Origin of the sequence: Cryobacterium sp. GrIS_2_6 (assembly GCF_035984545.1) — a bacterium.
In the GTDB taxonomy this organism is placed as follows: Bacteria; Actinomycetota; Actinomycetes; order Actinomycetales; family Microbacteriaceae; genus Cryobacterium.
The window spans coordinates 2345675-2361246 of record NZ_JAXCHP010000001.1; the positions used below are offsets into that span (position 1 = coordinate 2345675).

The window sequence follows — 15572 nt, forward strand, 5'->3', positions numbered from 1 at the left end:
GTTCTCCTAGGGCAAAGCGGGGATCAGGGTGGAGTCTGCGGCCGGCGCGGGGGCCGTGCGGGGGCTGGCGACGAGTGGTGAGCCGGGCGCCGTCGGGCCGGGCACCGGGAATCCGTCGATCCCGTGCAGGATGAGCGCGGCGATCTCGGCATCATCGAACTCCGGCCCGTTGCGCACGTGTGGCACAGAAGCGGCGAGGGTCAGCATCCGGATGACCTGCGCAGCTCGGTCGGCCGTCACGGTGAGCCGGTCGAGGTCCGGCGCGAGGATCCTGGCGATGATTTCTGAGAATTCCCGCCGCGAGTCGTCGCTGGGGTGCGGGCCGCGGTGGCCGATCACGGACATCAGGCTGAACACCGTCGTGAACCGGTCCCGCATCAGGGCGACGATCGCGGTGATGCGTTGCTCGAGGGGCAGGGTGGTGTCGATGCCGCGCAGCCGGCGCCGGAACGGCTCGGGGTCGACCTGCCGGGCGACGACGGCATCGATCAGGTCGTCCTTGCTGTCGAAGGCCCGGAAAATGGTGCCCTCTGCGATGCCGGCCCGGTCGGCGATCTGCCGGGTCGTCACGGCGTTCCCGTGCTCGAGCAGCAACGGAAGGGTCGCCTCGATGAGCATCGCCCTCCGGTCCTCGACCGGCAGCGGCTTGGCACGGGGCGGCTTGGTTGACATCCCCCCAGTTTAGATGAGTGAGCGCTCACTCACAAGCGGACGACGGGCGAATTTCTCGTGAACAGCCGTCGGTTTCGGCGAACTGCTTGCACTCTCCGCGAGAGTGAGTGTACAGTCACTCACATGCCAGCCCCCACCGTTCGCCTGTCCACTGCCGAAGCGCGCCGATCCATCGTGATCGACAGCGCGATCGAGGTGTTCGCGCGGACGGGGTACCTCGGCACGCCGCTCGCGGCGATCGCCGAACACGCCCGAATCTCCCCCGCCTACGTCTCCAAACTCTTCCCGAACAAGGAGGCGCTCTTCGTCGCCGCGCTGGACGAATGCTTCGACCGCGCCGGGGCCGCCCTCTCCCGCGGGGCGGACACCGGCGTCGACCGGAGCCCCGACGGCATCCTCTCCGCGATGGGCGGCGCATACGCCGACCTCATCGCCGACAGGTCGCTCCTGATGCTCCAGGTGCACGCGCAGTCCGCCGCCACCGTTCCCGAGATCGGTGCGGCGCTCCGGCGGGGCATCGAATCGATCACGACCCTGGTCCGCTCGCGCTCGGGGGCATCGGACGAAGCGGTGCAGCGCTTCGTCGCCTACGGCCAGCTCTGCCACCTCATCGTCACCACCGGACTCGACGAGGTACCGGCCGAGTGGGCGCGCCTGCTCACGGCCGGCATCCGCCACCCCTGACGCGCTCCCCCTCACCGGGCGCCGCAGCCCGACCCAGCATTCATCTCCCGAACAGCTTTTCTTCTCGCAATCAGTGAGTGATCAGTCACCCAGCGTCAAGTTTCCGACACCGACACCAGGAGAACACCATGACCAACAACATCCGGCCCACCGCGACATCCGCAACGGCCCCCGTTTCACCGAAGTCCTCCGCCACCCTCACCACCGAGATCGTGCTGCCCGGCGTCGTCGAACCGGACGGCTTCCAGATCCGGCGGCGGATGCTGCCGGCACCGTCCCGGGGCCAGGCCCGGGTGCGCGTCGAGGCGAGCGGCATCTCGTTCGCCGAACAGTCGATGCGTCGCGGACGCTACCCCGGCCAGCCCGCGTTCCCGTTCGTTCCCGGCTACGACCTCGTCGGCGTCGTCGAGGCGGTCGGTCCAGGGGTGGATCCCGCCCTCATCGGCGGGCGTGTCGCGGCAGCGACCAAGACCGGCGGCTGGGCGAGCGAAGCGCTCGTGCCTGCCGCAGACCTCGTGCCGGTGCCCGCCGGGCTCGATCCGGCGCTTATCGAGTCGGTCATCGTCAACGGGATCACCGCCTGGCAGATGCTGCACCGGAAAGCACGCGTGAGGAGCGGCCAGACCATCCTCGTGCACGGGGCGAGCGGCGGAGTCGGCACGATCCTCGTGCAGCTCGCCCGCCACGCGGGAATCCGGGTGATCGGCACGGCCGCTCCCCGCCACCACGAGGCCCTCCGCGGCCTCGGGGTCGAGCCGGTCGACTACTCCGGCCCGGACCTCGCCGCTCGCGTCCGCGAGCTCGCCCCCGGCGGCGTCGACGCCGCCTTCGACCACCTCGGCCTCGCGAGCGCCCGGATCTCGAAGAGCCTGCTCGCTCGCTGGGGCACCCTGGTCTCGTACGGCATCGCCTCGGCCCTCAAGGACACCGGGTCGCTCCTGCCGCTCTTCATCGGGCTGCTCGCCCGGCTCACCCTCTGGAACACCCTGCCGGGCGGCCACCGCGCCCTGTTCTACGACTTCTGGGCCGGGCACCGGATCACGCCGGCCGCCCATCGCAGGCACCACAGGGAGGACCTCACCGCGGTCCTCGACTTCGTCGAGCGCGGCATCGTCACCCCGCAGATCGCCGCACGGTTCCCGCTCGTCGAGGCCGCGGCCGCGATGCGGCTCGCGGAGTCGCGCAGCGCTCTCGGCAAGGTGATCCTGATCCCCTGAGCCGCGGCATCCGCCCGCCCTTCGAAACGCAGGACATCCGAGCCAGTGAGGCCACCACAGCCTCAACGGCCCGATTCTCCTGCGTTTCGTGGGGCCCGACGGGCCAGTTACGGATGCCGGGACTCCCCACCAGCCACGGCTCGCCTGGGGTTTTCCCCAGGTCCGAAACCCGCCAGAGGCTCGCGCGGCCGCCGACTACAGTCGAACCATGGACAGCATCCCGACCGCCTTGATCCGTCTCCCCAGCCCCATCGGCCGGCTGGAACTCACCGGCGACGACGTCGGCGTCCTCACGCTCGCCATCGAGCGCGACGGGCACCTGCCGCTCGAAACCCAGCTGGAGCACCCCTCCCCCGTGCTCGAAGAAGCAGCGAAACAGCTCGCCGAGTACTTCGCGGGCACCCGCACCCGTTTCGACCTTCCGCTGCACCTCGCCGACGGCACCGCATTCCAGCGTGCGGTCTGGGCGCGCCTCGACGAGCTCGACTTCGGAACGGTCACGAGTTACGGCGAACTCGGCCTCTCCATCGACCGGCCGGGCTCCGGGCGAGCGATCGGCGGGGCCGTCGGCGCGAACCCGCTGCCGATCCTGATCGGCTGCCACCGCGTGCTCGCGAGCAACGGCCGCATCACCGGCTACAGCGGTGGCAGCGGCATCCCGACCAAGGAGTGGTTGCTCGGCCACGAGGGCATCGAGTACCGTTCGTGACCGACCCGGCGCCTGGGGGCGGCGCGGCGGCACTCCCGGCGATGCCCCCGAGCGACCTCCGCACCGGTGACGACGGAGTCGTACGCTGCGCGTGGGCGAACGGCGACCCGGAGTACCGCCGGTACCACGACGAGGAGTGGGGTCGCCCCCTTCGCGACGATGAGAGGCTCTTCGAGAAGCTCTGCCTCGAGGGGTTCCAGGCTGGCCTCTCCTGGATCACCATCCTGCGTCGCCGGCCGGCCTTCCGGTCGGCATTCCACGGCTTCGACGTCGACCGGGTCGCGGCCATGACCGAGGCCAACGTCGAGCGACTCCTCGACAACGCCGCCATCATCCGGCACCGCGGCAAGATCGAGGCCGCGATCGGCAACGCCAGGGTCACCCAGAACCTCGGCGAGAGCCTCAGCGACCTGATCTGGAGCTTCGCACCTCCAGCGCGTGCTGCCCGGCCGCGGCAACTCGGCGACGTCCCGGCGATCACCCCGGAGTCGATGGCGCTCAGCAAGGAGCTCCGCACTCGCGGCTACCGTTTCGTCGGCCCGACGACGATGTACGCGCTGATGCAGTCCGCTGGCCTCGTCGACGACCACATCGCCGGCTGCCACCGCGCCCCCTGACCCAGCGCCCCTTGGCGTCGCGTCCGCCGGGCGCCGCGGGGGCCACGGTCCGCGGACCCGCGCTGGCTCATCCGCTTCACGCACCAAAAGCGCCGCTTCGCGCCCGGCATGCCTGGCTCGAAGCGGCGCAAGTGGCGCGCGACGGCCGCCGAGGCGAAGGGGCGGCGGTGAGGCGGTCAGCGGGCGGCGGGAAGAAGGCCGAGGGCGCGCACGTGGTCGCGTTCCTCGATGAGTTCGGCGACGGATGCGTCGATCCGGGTCCGGGAGAAGGCGTTCAGTTCGAGGCCCTGCACGATCTGCCACTGGCCGTCGACCGAACGCACCGGGAAGGAGCAGACCAGGCCCTCCGGCACCCCGTATGAGCCGTCGGAGACGATCGCGGCGGATGTCCAGCGCGCGCCGGTGCCGTGCACCCAGTCGTAGACGTGGTCGATCGTCGCCTCTGCTGCCGACCCCGCTGAGGAGGCGCCGCGCGCGGTGATGATCTCGTAGCCGCGCTTCTCCACCCGCGGAATGAAGGTTCCGGCGAGCCAGTCCTCGTCGACGAGCTCGCGAACCGGTCGTCCCGCCGCCGTCGCGTGGAAGACGTCCGGATATTGCGTCGCAGAGTGGTTACCCCAGATGGCGAAGCCGTCGATCTCGGAGACGTGCACCCCGAGGCGCACCGCGAGCTGGGCGACGCCGCGGTTGTGGTCGAGCCGGGTCAGCGCGGTGAAGCGCTCGGCGGGAATGTCCGGGGCGAACGCGGCGACGACGAGCGCGTTCGTGTTGGCCGGGTTGCCCACGACGAGTACGCGAACGTCGGATGCCGCCCCCGCGTTGATGGCGGTGCCGTGCGGCCCGAAGATGCGGCCGTTCCCCTCGAGAAGCGCCACGCGTTCCTCACCGATGCCGCGCGGACGGGAACCTACGAGGAGGGCGACGTTCACCCCGTCGAAGGCGCGCTTGGGCTCATCCGTCACAATCACGTCCCGCAACAGCGGAAAGGCGCAGTCCTCGAGTTCGAGGGCCGTCCCCGCCGCGGCGGCGAGCCCGGCCGGGATTTCGAGGAGCCGGAGGTTGACCGGGGTCGTCGGGCCGAACATCTGGCCGGATGCGATCCGGAAGAGCAGCGCGTAGCCGATCTGGCCGCCGGCGCCGGTTACGGTGACATTCATCGTTGGAGTGGACACGCTGCCAGCATACGGCCGGGCGCCGGGGTTCGTCAGGCGAGGGCCCTGGCCAGCGGCGCATCGTCCAGGAGCTCGAGCGAGGCGGGACCCGCCGCACGCACGATGAAGCCGGCGCCGGGAGCCCAGTCCAGCAGGTCATCGACCGTCGCGAGCTCGGGAGCGCTCCGCATGAGGGCGCGGGTGAACCGGCCCTTCGCGGTCTTATTGAAGTGGTTGAGGGCGCGCACGTGCCCGTCGGGGGTCTCCATCACGACGCGGAGCACGACCGAGCCGGCCCGGGCCGGTGCTGCACCGAGGGCGACGTAACCCGCGGAGCGGAGGTCGAGCACGAGGCCGGGCTCCCTGGCGAGCAATGCCGCGATTCGCGGCCCCCAGTGCTGCTTCAGCACGAGTCCGGGCAGCCGGCTCGTCGTCGACAGCCGGTAGGCGGGAATCGGATCGAGGGCGCCGATCGGACCGAACAGTGCCGAGTGGACCAGCACGTGGGCCGCGGCCCAGTCGCGGTCGGCGAGGGTCAGGGTCGGGGCGTCGAGCGCGTCGTAGAGCACCCCGGTGTACCGGTCGAGGGCAGCCATCGTCGGAGCGGTTGTGAGCGCCCGGTTGTGGGCGACCTCGCCGGCCTGGGTGCGACCGAGCTTGAGGGCGGCCATCATCGCCTCAGGGTGCCGGGCTAGTGAGCGCAGCTCACGCACGAGTACCCGCCGCTGAGCGTTCAGCGACGGGTACCTGAGGTGGTTCAGATCGAGCGGTTCGCCGGTACCGCCTGTGCGTTTCGTCTCGGACGGCGGCAGCAGGAGCAGCACGGCTAGATCGACACGGCTAGACGAGCCCCGCTTTGCGCGCGACGATCGTGACCTGGTTGTTGGCGACAGACAGGAAGCCGTCCTCCGCCTGCGCGACGATCTTCTCGCCGCCGGGCAGTGTCAGGCGCACTTCGCCGCTCGCCAGGATGGCGAGCAACGGCTCGTGGCCAGGCAGGATGCCGATCTGGCCTTCGACGGTGCGCGCGACGACCATGGTCGCCTCGCCGGACCAGACTTCCTGGTCGGCAGAGACGACGCTGACGGTGAGCGGGGCTCCTGCCATGGCTAGTCGTTCTCCTTCTGGATTTTCGCCCACTTCTCTTCGACGTCGGAGATGCCACCGACGTTGAAGAATGCCTGCTCGGCGACGTGGTCGAAGTCACCATTGGCGATCGCGGTGAAGGATTCGATGGTGTCCTTGAGCGGCACTGTCGAGCCCTCGACGCCGGTGAACTTCTTCGCCATGTAGGTGTTCTGCGAGAGGAACTGCTGGATGCGACGGGCCCGCGAAACGGTGACCTTGTCTTCCTCGGAGAGCTCGTCAACACCGAGGATCGCGATGATCTCCTGGAGTTCCTTGTTCTTCTGGAGGATCGCCTTGACGCGGACGGCCGTGTTGTAGTGGTCGGCGCCCAGATAACGGGGGTCGAGGATACGGCTGGTCGAGGTGAGCGGGTCGACGGCCGGGTAGAGGCCCTTCGACGCGATCTCGCGGGACAGCTCGGTCGTGGCGTCGAGGTGGGCGAAGGTCGTCGCCGGTGCCGGGTCGGTGTAGTCGTCAGCGGGCACGTAGATGGCCTGCAGCGACGTGATCGAGTGGCCACGGGTCGAGGTGATGCGCTCCTGGAGGATGCCCATCTCGTCGGCGAGGGTCGGCTGGTAGCCCACGGCGCTCGGCATGCGGCCCAGCAGGGTCGACACCTCGGAGCCGGCCTGGGTGAAGCGGAAGATGTTGTCGATGAAGAGCAACACGTCCTGCTTGGCGACGTCACGGAAGTACTCGGCCATTGTCAGCGCGGAGAGGGCGACGCGGAGACGCGTTCCCGGCGGCTCGTCCATCTGGCCGAACACGAGGGCGGTCTTGTCGAAGACTCCGGCCTCTTCCATTTCTTTGATGAGGTCGTTGCCCTCACGGGTGCGCTCGCCGACTCCGGCGAACACCGAGACACCACCGTGGTCCTGCGCGACGCGCTGGATCATTTCCTGGATCAGGACGGTCTTGCCAACGCCGGCTCCACCGAAGAGGCCGATCTTGCCGCCGAGGACGTACGGCGTGAGCAGGTCGATGACCTTGATGCCGGTCTCGAACAGCTGGGTCTTCGCCTCGAGCTGGTCGAAGGGCGGCGGCTTGCGGTGGATGGGCCAGCGCTCGGTGATCTCGATCTTCTCGCCGGGCTCGGCGTTGAGCACCTCACCGATGGCGTTGAAGACGCGGCCCTTGGTGACCTCGCCGACCGGAACCATGATGGGAGCTCCGGTGTCACGGACCTCCTGGCCGCGGACAAGGCCGTCGGTCGGGTTCAGCGCGATCGCGCGGATCAGGTCGTCTCCGAGGTGCAGGGCGACCTCGAGGGTGATCTCTGTGGAGACGTCACCGATGACGATGGTCGTCTTCAGTGCGTTGTACATGCCCGGGATCGAGTCGTGCGCGAACTCGATGTCGACGACCGGGCCCGTGACGCGGGCGATCCGGCCGACGGCAACGGTCGGGGCCGGCGCGTGGACTGGCGCGGTTGCGATGTCAGTCATTGCTCTCTCTTCTCTGGTTTAGTTCTTGGCGGATGAGAGCGCATCGGCCCCACCCACGATCTCGGAAATCTGCGAGGTGATCTCGGTCTGCCTCGCATTGTTGGACAGCCGGGTGAAGGTCGTGATCAACTTGTCGGCGTTGTCGGCGGCCGACTGCATCGCCTTCTGGCGTGCGGCGTGCTCGGCGGCGGCCGACTGGAGCATTGCGTTGAACACGCGACTCTCGATGTACACCGGCAGGAGCGCGTCAAGCACCGTTTCGACGTCCGGCTCGAATTCGTAGAGCGGCAGGATCTGCCCGTCTCCGGGCTCCTCCACTCCCTCGACGACCTCGAGTGGAAGCAGGCGGACGACCTGGGGCACCTGGGTGACCATGCTCACGAAGCGGTTGAACACCACGTGAATCTCGTCGACGCCACCGTCTTCGGCATCGCGAAGGAAGGTCTCGAGCAATGACTCGCTGATCTCACGCGCGATCTCGAACTGCGGCTGGTCGGTGCCGCCGGTCCAGACCCGCTCTGACGCACGACGGCGGAAACCGAAGTAGGCCACGGCCTTGCGTCCGACGAGGAAGTAGACGACGTCCTTGCCCTGGCTACGCAGCAGTTCGCTGAGTGACTCCGCCTCGCGCAGCACCTGGGAACTGAATGCTCCCGCGAGGCCACGGTCCGACGTGAAGATGACGACCGCGGCGCGCTCGATCTTCTCCGGTTCAGTGGTCAGAACGTGCGCGACGTTGGAATACGTCGCGACGGCCGAGACCGCCCGGGTGATCGACTGCGAATACGGAGTCGAGGCCGAAACCCTCGCCCTCGCCTTCTGAATGCGCGAGGCCGAAATCAACTCCATGGCCCGAGTGATCTTCTTCATCGTCTGGGCAGACTTGATCTTCTGCCGGTAGACCCGAAGTTGCGCTCCCATGTGTCTCCTGTGCTTCCTTCTCAGTGAATAGTGGTTGTCTCAGCGCGCGGATTAGCGGCGGTGCTTGACAATCTTTTCCTGGTTCACGTCGTCGGCGGTGATCGCTTCGAACTGTTCCTTGCCGACGGAGGCGAGCGCCTTGCCCTCACCGGTCTGGAATTCGCGCTTGAAGACGCTGACCTCACGCTCGAGGATCTCAACGGTCTCATCGCTCAGCACGTTCGTGTCGCGCAGCGTCTTCAACACCTCGGTGTTGCGTCCGAGGTGGTCGAGGAGGCCACGCTCGAAACGGAGCACGTCCTCGACGGGAACCTCGTCGAACTTGCCGGTCGTGCCGGCCCAGATCGAGACGACCTGGTCCTCGACCGGATACGGCGAGTACTGCGGCTGCTTGAGCAGCTCGGTCAGGCGGGCGCCTCGGGCGAGCTGGCGACGGCTGGCGGCGTCGAGGTCAGATGCGAACATCGCGAAGGCTTCGAGCGAGCGGTACTGCGCCAGCTCGAGCTTCAGCGTTCCGGAGACCTTCTTGATCGACTTGACCTGCGCATCGCCACCGACGCGCGAGACCGAGATGCCCACGTCGACCGCCGGACGCTGGTTGGCGTTGAAGAGGTCGGACTGCAGGAAGATCTGGCCGTCGGTGATCGAGATCACGTTTGTCGGGATGTACGCCGACACGTCGTTCGCCTTGGTTTCGATGATCGGCAGGCCGGTCATCGAACCCGCGCCGAGCGCGTCGGACAGCTTGGCGCAACGCTCGAGCAGACGGGAGTGCAGGTAGAACACGTCTCCGGGGTACGCTTCGCGTCCCGGCGGACGACGCAGCAGCAGCGAAACGGCGCGGTAGGCCTCCGCCTGCTTGGACAGGTCGTCGAAGATGATGAGAACATGCTTGCCCGCGTACATCCAGTGCTGGCCGATTGCCGAGCCGGTATACGGTGCGAGGTACTTGAAGCCTGCCGGGTCGGAGGCCGGGGAGGCGACGATGGTGGTGTACTCCATCACGCCGGCGTCCTCGAGCGCGCCCTTGACGGCGGCGATCGTGGAGCCCTTCTGCCCGATGGCGACGTAGATGCAGCGAACCTGCTTGTTCACGTCTCCCGAGGCCCAGTTGGCCTTCTGGTTGATGATGGTGTCGATCGCGATAGCGGTCTTGCCGGTCTGGCGGTCACCGATGATGAGCTGACGCTGGCCGCGGCCGATCGGGATCATCGCGTCGATCGCCTTGATACCGGTCTGCATCGGCTCGTGCACGGACTTGCGGTCCATGACGCCGGGCGCCTGCAATTCGAGGGCACGACGCCCTTCGCTCTCAATCGGGCCGAGGCCGTCGATCGGGGCGCCGAGCGGGTCGACCACGCGACCGAGGTAGCCGTCGCCGACGGGAACGGAGAGCACCTCTCCGGTGCGGTGCACCTCCATGCCTTCGACGATGCCGGCGAACTCGCCGAGCACGACAACACCGATCTCGTCTTCGTCGAGGTTCTGGGCGAGGCCCAGGGTGCCATCGGCGAATTTGATGAGTTCGTTGGCCATCACGCTGGGCAGGCCCTCGACGTGGGCGATACCGTCGCCGGCTGTCGTGACGTAGCCGACCTCCGCGGTCGCGGTCTTGCTCGGCTCGTAGGACTTGACGAAGTCCTGGAGAGCATCGCGGATCTCATCGGGGCTGATCGTTAGTTCTGCCATCATCTTCCCTTTCCCGTACGGCTGTACAGGTTCTGTCTTGAACGAAGCGTTGCCGCTCGTGGTTTTTCTGTTCCGTCTGACCAGAGGTCAGCCGGCAAGCTGGAGTCGCAAATCCTTGAGGCGGGTGGCGATGGTGCCGTCGATGACGTCGTCACCGATCTGAACGCGGACACCGCCGACAAGCGAGCGGTCAATGACCTGGTTGATCGTCAGCGTGCGCCCGTATCGTGCCGTGAGGCTGGTGCGCAAGCGCTCCAGCTGTGCGGAACTCAGCAGCTCGGCCGTCGAGACGGTCGCAATCGCGGTGCCGGCCTCGTCCGCGACGATTGTCGCGGAGAAACGCAGGAGTGCACCGATGCGGCGGCCACGGGGCTGCTGCACGAGGTGGCGCACGATCACGAGGGTCTGCTCCGAAACCTTGCCGGTGAGCAGGGAATCGACAAGCCCGACCTTGGCGCTGACCGCGCCGAGCTTCGAGGCCAGCGCCAGTTCGAGTTCACCGTTCGACGCGACGGCCGTTCCGAATTCGAACAATTCCGCTTCCACGGCACCCGCGACCGGGGCAGAGGCCGCAACGGCCCGCAGTCCCAGTTCTTCGATGCCGGCGAGCAGGTCGGAGTGACTCGACCAGCGCGCGGCAGCCACCGACTGGAGCAGGTCCAGTGCCGTGGGGGTCAATTTCGCCGAGAACACCGCGGCGACGAGTGCCGCCTTGGCTGCGGCATCCGCTGCAGGATCGACCAGGGCAGACAGGAGCTGCGCGGAGTCGCCGATCACACGGCCGGAGTCGAGCAGGCCTTCGCCCGTTGCGAGATCGGTCGTTCGGCCGTGGGCGGCGAGAACCGCCCTCGTTGAGGCCAAAGCTTCCCTGGTGGCGCTTCCCATTACTTAGCTGCTTTCTCCGAGGCCTCGAGGTCGGCCAGGAAACGGTCGACGATGGCACTCGCCTTCGCGTCGTCCGTCAGGCTTTCGCCGATGACACCGGACGCGAGGTCGATGGCCAGGGTGCCGACTTCGGCACGGAGGGACAGGACTGCCGCCTGACGTTCCGCTTCGATCTGGGCCTTGGCACTCGCGGTGATGCGGGCCGCCTCAGCGCCGGCCTGCTCCTTGAGCTCGGAGATGATCTTCTGGCCGTCTGCACGGGCCACGTCGCGGATCTTGCCTGCTTCGGCACGGGCGTCGGCGAGCTGGGCCGTGTACTGCTCGAGCGCGGCCTCTGCCTTGCGCTGGGCGTCATCCGCCTTGGCGATGTTGCCCTCGATGGCCTCAGCACGGTCGTCGAGCATCTTCTGCATCCTCGGAAGGATGAGCTTCCAGAAGAAGAACAGAATCACGACGAAGCACACCGCGGACCAAATAATGTCCGGCAACTCGGGGATGAGCGGGTTCTTCGTCTCTTCCGCGGCGGCTGCGATTACTGCGTGAAGCATCATGCCTCCTAACTAGAGAGAAAAGAGGACTACTGGCCGGTGGTGAAGATGAAGTACGTTGCGATACCGATGAACGCGAGTGCCTCGGTGAAGGCGATGCCGATGTACATCAGGACCTGGAGCTGGCCGGCCAGTTCGGGCTGGCGAGCAACGCCCTCGATGGTCTTGCCGACGACGATACCCACGCCGATTGCCGGGCCGATTGCGGCGAGGCCGTAACCGACAGTGGCGATGTTTCCTGAGATTGCCGCGAGAACGGTAGTTGCGTCCACGTTTGTTTCCTTCCGTTGTGACGAATACAGCGAGTGCCGGATTCGAGGTTAGTGTTCTTCAGCCACCGCGAGCTGGATGTAAACGGCGGTGAGCAGGGCGAAAATATACGCCTGGAGCACGGCGATCAGAACCTCGAAGAGGGTGAACCCGAGTCCGAAGACGAGGGTGCCTGCACCGAAGAGTTTGAAGGCTCCGTCGGCCGTGAAGAAGAAGAACTGGGTCGCCGTGAAGAACAGCACCAGCAGCAGGTGGCCGACGATCATGTTCATCAGCAGTCGCAGGGTCAGCGTGACCGGGCGGACGAGGAAGGTCGAGATGAACTCGATCGGCGTCACGATGATGTAGAGCGCCTTCGGCACACCGGGCGGGAAGAGGGAATTCCGGACGAAGTTGCCCGGGTTCTTCTTGAGGCCGGCGTAGATGAAGGTGCAGTAGGAGATGACTGCCAGTAGCAGCGGAACGCCGATCACCGAGGTGCCCGCGATGTTGAGGAGCGGGATCGGTCCGGTGAGGTTCATGAACAACACGAGGAAGAAGATCGTCGTGAGGAGAGGCAGGAAACGCTTGCCCTCCTTCTTGCCGAGGATGCTTTCCGCGATGCTGACCCTGGCGAAGTCGAGACCCATCTCCACGAGGCTCTGCAGCCGGGTGGGTACGACCTTCATTCGGCGCGTTCCGAGCCAGAAGAGCAGGATGAGGGCGGCCATCGCAATGAAGCGGATGAGCATGAGCCGGTTGATCTCGAATGGCGTCCCCACGAAGAAGATGCCCTCGGGGAAGAACTCATTGATGGATGGGCCATGGAAGCTACCGTCGTCAGTAGCCAACGGGAGCATCAGGTTTACGGCGGTTTCTAGCAGCGCTTTCTCCTGGTTCGGGGCGGGGAGCTCTGCTCTCGCGAAGACGAAAAGTGGGTCGGATCGTCGAGCACGACAAAAGCAGCGCTGCGGGGCGAACCGGTCATTACCTTACCAAGAAACCCACCTCGGTCCGAATCCTGCGGGTGAACATTCATCGTTTGTCCGAGTCCGGGCTTCGGGAGAGATCGCTGACATAGGGAACGCGGCTCTTGCGGATGACCACCACGTCGACGATGAGGGAACCGATCACGCCGGCGATGATACTCAGGAACAGCACGACCGGCTGCACCCAGGGCTGCCCCTTGAGCAGCACGACGAGCACGAGGAACACCACGAACTTGAGGAGCCAGCCGCCCAGCACTATACCGAAGAAGGCGCCGATGGCCGCGGCGGTTCCGGCGAAACGGTTGGCGATCAGGATGCTGCCTGCCGTGATCCCCATGAACACGACGGACATCCCGGTGCCGATCAGGGCGCTCAGCACGCCGATGCCGCCGGCGGCGAGCCCGCCGGCGATCATCCCGACCACGGCGATGCCGCCGGCGAGGTAACCGCCGTAGACGAGGATGCTGCGGAACACCCGATTGGACTGCGGCTGAAGGGATCCGGCTGGCTGGACGGCGCTCATACGTGCTCCTCGGCTTGCGTCGATGCCTCGTCGAGGCGATCGAGCTTCACAATGTCATGGGGAAGGGTGGCTGGGTGGGCGAGCTGGGTGGCCGCTTCGATCTTCTTGGAGCGGCTGAGCGGCGCCAGGGTCACGATCGTGCAGGCGACCAGGGCGCAGACCAGGAAGAGCGTCGCCCACCAGGTCTGCACGCCGAAGTAGACGGGCAACACGAAATAGAGCAGGCATCCGACGGCTACGGCAGCCGTCCACCCGTAGAAGATCAAGACGGCGTGCAGGTGCGAATGCCCCATGTCGAGAAGCCGGTGGTGAAGGTGCTTCCGGTCGGCGCTGAACGGGGACTTGCCCGCGCGCACCCGCCGGAACACGGCGAGTGCGAAATCGAGCAGCGGGATGATCAGGATCGCGAACGGCAACAGGATGGGGATGAACGCGGGAAAGAGTTGGGACCGGTTCACCGCGGTCGGGTCGACCTGGCCGGTGATCGCGATCGCCGAGGTCGCCATCAGGAGGCCGACGAGCATGGAGCCGGAGTCGCCCATGAAGATCTTGGCGGGACGCCAGTTGAGCGGCAGGAAGCCGATGCAGGCCCCCACGAGGATCGCGGCGATTACCGAGGCGAGGTTGAAGTAGTTGCTCGGGGAGGTGTCCCGGACGAGCAGGTAGCTGTAGATGAAGAAGACGCCGTTGGCGATGAGGGCGACCCCGGCGACGAGGCCGTCGAGGCCGTCGATGAAGTTGATCATGTTCATCACGAGCACGATCACGAAGACGGTGATCAGGATCGACATCCACGACGAGCCGACGGTGAGCCCGCCGATCGGGAGGGAGAGCACCTGGACGCCCTGCCAGGCGACGAGGCCTGCCGCGATGAACTGGCCGGCGAGCTTGGTCATCCAGTCGAGGTCCCAGAGGTCGTCCGCGACGCCGAGCAGCACGATCATCAGGGCGGCGCCGACGATGGCGAGGATCTGCTCAGGGTCGGAGAAGACCAGGCGGAGCGGCGCGAACTGGGCCGAGATGAGGTAGGCGACCCCGAAGGCCGCGACAACGCCGAAGAAGATGGCGACTCCGCCGAGCCGGGGGGTGGGTCGGGTGTGCACATCCCGCAGGCGGATCTTCGGATAGATCTTGTAGCGGTGGCTGACCTTGAGCACGACCCAGGAGAGGACGGCCGTGACAACAGCCGAGACGATGGCCAGCAGGACGAATACGGTCATGGCTAGCCCGCGACATCCGTTTCGGGCGAATCGCCGGTCGCGTCTTCGCGGGCGGATGCTGCGGGCACCTCGTCCTGCGGGGTCGCGGCGACGGGGGCGATGAAGCCTTCCGGCGCGAGCGCGTCGCCGACGACGGCCGCGAGGGCCTCCCGGGAGATCACGCCCTTCCGCACGATCACGAGCTTGCCGCCATTGGTGTCGAAGCCGGTCGCATCGATGATCGTCGAGGAGGTGTCGCCGGCCCGGTCGCCGATCGGCTCATAGCCGGTGCCGGCCGCTCCCCCGTCGAGGTAGACCTCGACGCTCTCGCCGAGCATTTCGGCGGCGGTCGCCGCGTCGACCGCGGACGGCAGGCCGCTCGTGTTCGCACTCGAGACGGCGAGGGGGCCGGTGTCGGCGAGGAGGTCGAGGGCGATCGGGTTGCTCGGCATCCGCAGGGCGACGGTGCCGCGGGTGTCGCCGAGGTCCCAGACCAGGGAAGGCTGGGCGTTGAGCACGACGGTCAGCCCGCCGGGCCAGAATTCCGCGACGAGCGCCCGCACGGGCTGAGGAATATTGACCGCGAGCGCGTCGAGGGTGCCGATGCCCGGAATCAGCACGGGCGGCGGCGACTGCCGGCCGCGGCCCTTCGCGTCGAGCAGGCGTTGCACGGCCTCGGGGCTGAACGCGTCGGCGGCGAGGCCGTAGACGGTGTCGGTGGGGATGACGACGAGCGCGCCGCGAGCGATCGCCGAGCGTGCCAGTCTCATGCCGGTTGCGTAGTCTGAGACAACCGTGCAGTCGTAGATGCGTGTCATTGCGCCCAATTCTAGTGCAGGGGTGTTTCCCGAGGCTGGGAACGCGTTCCGCCCCGGCTGAGGTGTCGCATATCGAGGTTCGCAGCGCCGGTGAATGTCGATCTGCGACACCTCGGCGCACGGGGAGC

Annotated in this window: 18 protein-coding genes; 4 read left to right on the forward strand and 14 right to left on the reverse strand. The window is 67.1% G+C overall.

Going from position 1 to position 15572, the window contains the following annotated elements; all coding sequences use genetic code 11:
• Positions 1 to 6: 6 nt before the first annotated feature.
• Positions 7 to 672 (reverse strand): TetR/AcrR family transcriptional regulator, encoded by a 666-nt coding sequence (locus RCH22_RS11565; protein ID WP_327014096.1) that lies wholly within the window; start codon positions 670 to 672, stop codon positions 7 to 9.
• A 123-nt stretch (positions 673 to 795) separates the two neighbouring features.
• Between RCH22_RS11565 and RCH22_RS11570 the strand changes: the two genes are divergently transcribed.
• From RCH22_RS11570 to RCH22_RS11585, 4 genes are all read left to right on the forward strand, one after another.
• The gene (locus tag RCH22_RS11570) at positions 796 to 1356 is read left to right on the forward strand and encodes a TetR/AcrR family transcriptional regulator (RefSeq protein ID WP_327014097.1); all 561 of its coding nucleotides are present in this window, start codon (positions 796 to 798) and stop codon (positions 1354 to 1356) included.
• A 128-nt stretch (positions 1357 to 1484) separates the two neighbouring features.
• Entirely contained in the window at positions 1485 to 2573 is a 1089-nt protein-coding gene (locus tag RCH22_RS11575) for a medium chain dehydrogenase/reductase family protein (RefSeq protein ID WP_327014098.1), read from the forward strand.
• Between the two features lie 208 nt (positions 2574 to 2781).
• Positions 2782 to 3282 (forward strand): methylated-DNA--[protein]-cysteine S-methyltransferase, encoded by a 501-nt coding sequence (locus RCH22_RS11580; protein WP_327014099.1) that lies wholly within the window; start codon positions 2782 to 2784, stop codon positions 3280 to 3282.
• A gap of 41 nt (positions 3283 to 3323) precedes the next feature.
• Positions 3324 to 3899, forward strand: coding sequence for a DNA-3-methyladenine glycosylase I (locus RCH22_RS11585; protein WP_327015514.1), 576 nt, complete (start codon positions 3324 to 3326; stop codon positions 3897 to 3899).
• A gap of 176 nt (positions 3900 to 4075) precedes the next feature.
• Here the strand turns inward: RCH22_RS11585 and RCH22_RS11590 are convergent, their stop codons facing one another.
• The 13 genes from RCH22_RS11590 to RCH22_RS11650 all read right to left on the reverse strand — a co-directional run bounded on the left by RCH22_RS11590 (position 4076) and on the right by RCH22_RS11650 (position 15444).
• Complete coding sequence (locus tag RCH22_RS11590; protein WP_327014100.1) at positions 4076 to 5071, reverse strand: malate dehydrogenase; 996 nt, start codon at positions 5069 to 5071, stop codon at positions 4076 to 4078.
• Positions 5072 to 5103: 32 nt separating this feature from the next.
• Positions 5104 to 5874, reverse strand: a complete 771-nt coding sequence (locus tag RCH22_RS11595; RefSeq protein WP_327014101.1) for a peroxide stress protein YaaA — start codon at positions 5872 to 5874, stop codon at positions 5104 to 5106.
• Positions 5875 to 5890: 16 nt separating this feature from the next.
• On the reverse strand, positions 5891 to 6157 hold the full coding sequence (locus RCH22_RS11600; RefSeq protein ID WP_134448166.1) for a F0F1 ATP synthase subunit epsilon: 267 nt from the start codon (positions 6155 to 6157) through the stop codon (positions 5891 to 5893).
• Positions 6158 to 6159: 2 nt separating this feature from the next.
• The gene (gene atpD / locus RCH22_RS11605; protein ID WP_327014102.1) at positions 6160 to 7623 is read right to left on the reverse strand and encodes a F0F1 ATP synthase subunit beta; all 1464 of its coding nucleotides are present in this window, start codon (positions 7621 to 7623) and stop codon (positions 6160 to 6162) included.
• Between the two features lie 18 nt (positions 7624 to 7641).
• Positions 7642 to 8544 carry a F0F1 ATP synthase subunit gamma gene (locus RCH22_RS11610; protein ID WP_327014103.1) on the reverse strand — a complete coding sequence of 301 codons (903 nt, stop codon included), beginning with the start codon at positions 8542 to 8544 and terminating at the stop codon, positions 7642 to 7644.
• Positions 8545 to 8595: 51 nt separating this feature from the next.
• A complete protein-coding gene (atpA, locus tag RCH22_RS11615; RefSeq protein ID WP_327015515.1) occupies positions 8596 to 10233 on the reverse strand; it encodes a F0F1 ATP synthase subunit alpha in 1638 nt (545 codons plus the stop codon).
• Between the two features lie 87 nt (positions 10234 to 10320).
• Positions 10321 to 11118, reverse strand: a complete 798-nt coding sequence (locus RCH22_RS11620; protein ID WP_327014104.1) for a F0F1 ATP synthase subunit delta — start codon at positions 11116 to 11118, stop codon at positions 10321 to 10323.
• On the reverse strand, positions 11118 to 11666 hold the full coding sequence (locus tag RCH22_RS11625) for a F0F1 ATP synthase subunit B (protein ID WP_327015516.1): 549 nt from the start codon (positions 11664 to 11666) through the stop codon (positions 11118 to 11120). Before RCH22_RS11625 ends, RCH22_RS11620 begins: the two co-directional genes overlap by 1 nt.
• Before the next feature lie 29 nt (positions 11667 to 11695).
• A complete protein-coding gene (gene atpE, locus RCH22_RS11630; RefSeq protein ID WP_134535875.1) occupies positions 11696 to 11938 on the reverse strand; it encodes an ATP synthase F0 subunit C in 243 nt (80 codons plus the stop codon).
• A gap of 48 nt (positions 11939 to 11986) precedes the next feature.
• Positions 11987 to 12775: a F0F1 ATP synthase subunit A gene (gene atpB, locus RCH22_RS11635; protein ID WP_327014105.1), complete on the reverse strand. Its 789-nt coding sequence runs from the start codon at positions 12773 to 12775 to the stop codon at positions 11987 to 11989.
• 175 nt (positions 12776 to 12950) lie between these two features.
• The gene (locus tag RCH22_RS11640) at positions 12951 to 13427 is read right to left on the reverse strand and encodes a hypothetical protein (RefSeq protein ID WP_327014106.1); all 477 of its coding nucleotides are present in this window, start codon (positions 13425 to 13427) and stop codon (positions 12951 to 12953) included.
• Positions 13424 to 14647 (reverse strand): MraY family glycosyltransferase, encoded by a 1224-nt coding sequence (locus RCH22_RS11645; protein WP_327014107.1) that lies wholly within the window; start codon positions 14645 to 14647, stop codon positions 13424 to 13426. The genes RCH22_RS11640 and RCH22_RS11645 overlap by 4 nt, the downstream gene beginning before the upstream one ends.
• A gap of 2 nt (positions 14648 to 14649) precedes the next feature.
• On the reverse strand, positions 14650 to 15444 hold the full coding sequence (locus tag RCH22_RS11650; RefSeq protein WP_327014108.1) for an L-threonylcarbamoyladenylate synthase: 795 nt from the start codon (positions 15442 to 15444) through the stop codon (positions 14650 to 14652).
• Between the last annotated feature and the right edge of the window lie 128 nt (positions 15445 to 15572).

Coding starts and splice junctions, on each gene's coding strand:
- RCH22_RS11625 (WP_327015516.1), bottom strand. CDS start 11,666: ATGCTTCACGCAGTAATCGCAGCCGCCGCGGAAGAGACGAAGAACCCG.
- atpA (WP_327015515.1), bottom strand. CDS start 10,233: ATGGCAGAACTAACGATCAGCCCCGATGAGATCCGCGATGCTCTCCAG.
- RCH22_RS11645 (WP_327014107.1), bottom strand. CDS start 14,647: ATGACCGTATTCGTCCTGCTGGCCATCGTCTCGGCTGTTGTCACGGCC.
- RCH22_RS11585 (WP_327015514.1), top strand. CDS start 3,324: ATGCCCCCGAGCGACCTCCGCACCGGTGACGACGGAGTCGTACGCTGC.
- RCH22_RS11570 (WP_327014097.1), top strand. CDS start 796: ATGCCAGCCCCCACCGTTCGCCTGTCCACTGCCGAAGCGCGCCGATCC.
- atpD (WP_327014102.1), bottom strand. CDS start 7,623: ATGACTGACATCGCAACCGCGCCAGTCCACGCGCCGGCCCCGACCGTT.
- RCH22_RS11600 (WP_134448166.1), bottom strand. CDS start 6,157: ATGGCAGGAGCCCCGCTCACCGTCAGCGTCGTCTCTGCCGACCAGGAA.
- RCH22_RS11640 (WP_327014106.1), bottom strand. CDS start 13,427: ATGAGCGCCGTCCAGCCAGCCGGATCCCTTCAGCCGCAGTCCAATCGG.
- RCH22_RS11620 (WP_327014104.1), bottom strand. CDS start 11,118: ATGGGAAGCGCCACCAGGGAAGCTTTGGCCTCAACGAGGGCGGTTCTC.
- RCH22_RS11575 (WP_327014098.1), top strand. CDS start 1,485: ATGACCAACAACATCCGGCCCACCGCGACATCCGCAACGGCCCCCGTT.
- RCH22_RS11565 (WP_327014096.1), bottom strand. CDS start 672: ATGTCAACCAAGCCGCCCCGTGCCAAGCCGCTGCCGGTCGAGGACCGG.
- RCH22_RS11610 (WP_327014103.1), bottom strand. CDS start 8,544: ATGGGAGCGCAACTTCGGGTCTACCGGCAGAAGATCAAGTCTGCCCAG.
- RCH22_RS11650 (WP_327014108.1), bottom strand. CDS start 15,444: ATGACACGCATCTACGACTGCACGGTTGTCTCAGACTACGCAACCGGC.
- RCH22_RS11580 (WP_327014099.1), top strand. CDS start 2,782: ATGGACAGCATCCCGACCGCCTTGATCCGTCTCCCCAGCCCCATCGGC.
- atpB (WP_327014105.1), bottom strand. CDS start 12,775: ATGCTCCCGTTGGCTACTGACGACGGTAGCTTCCATGGCCCATCCATC.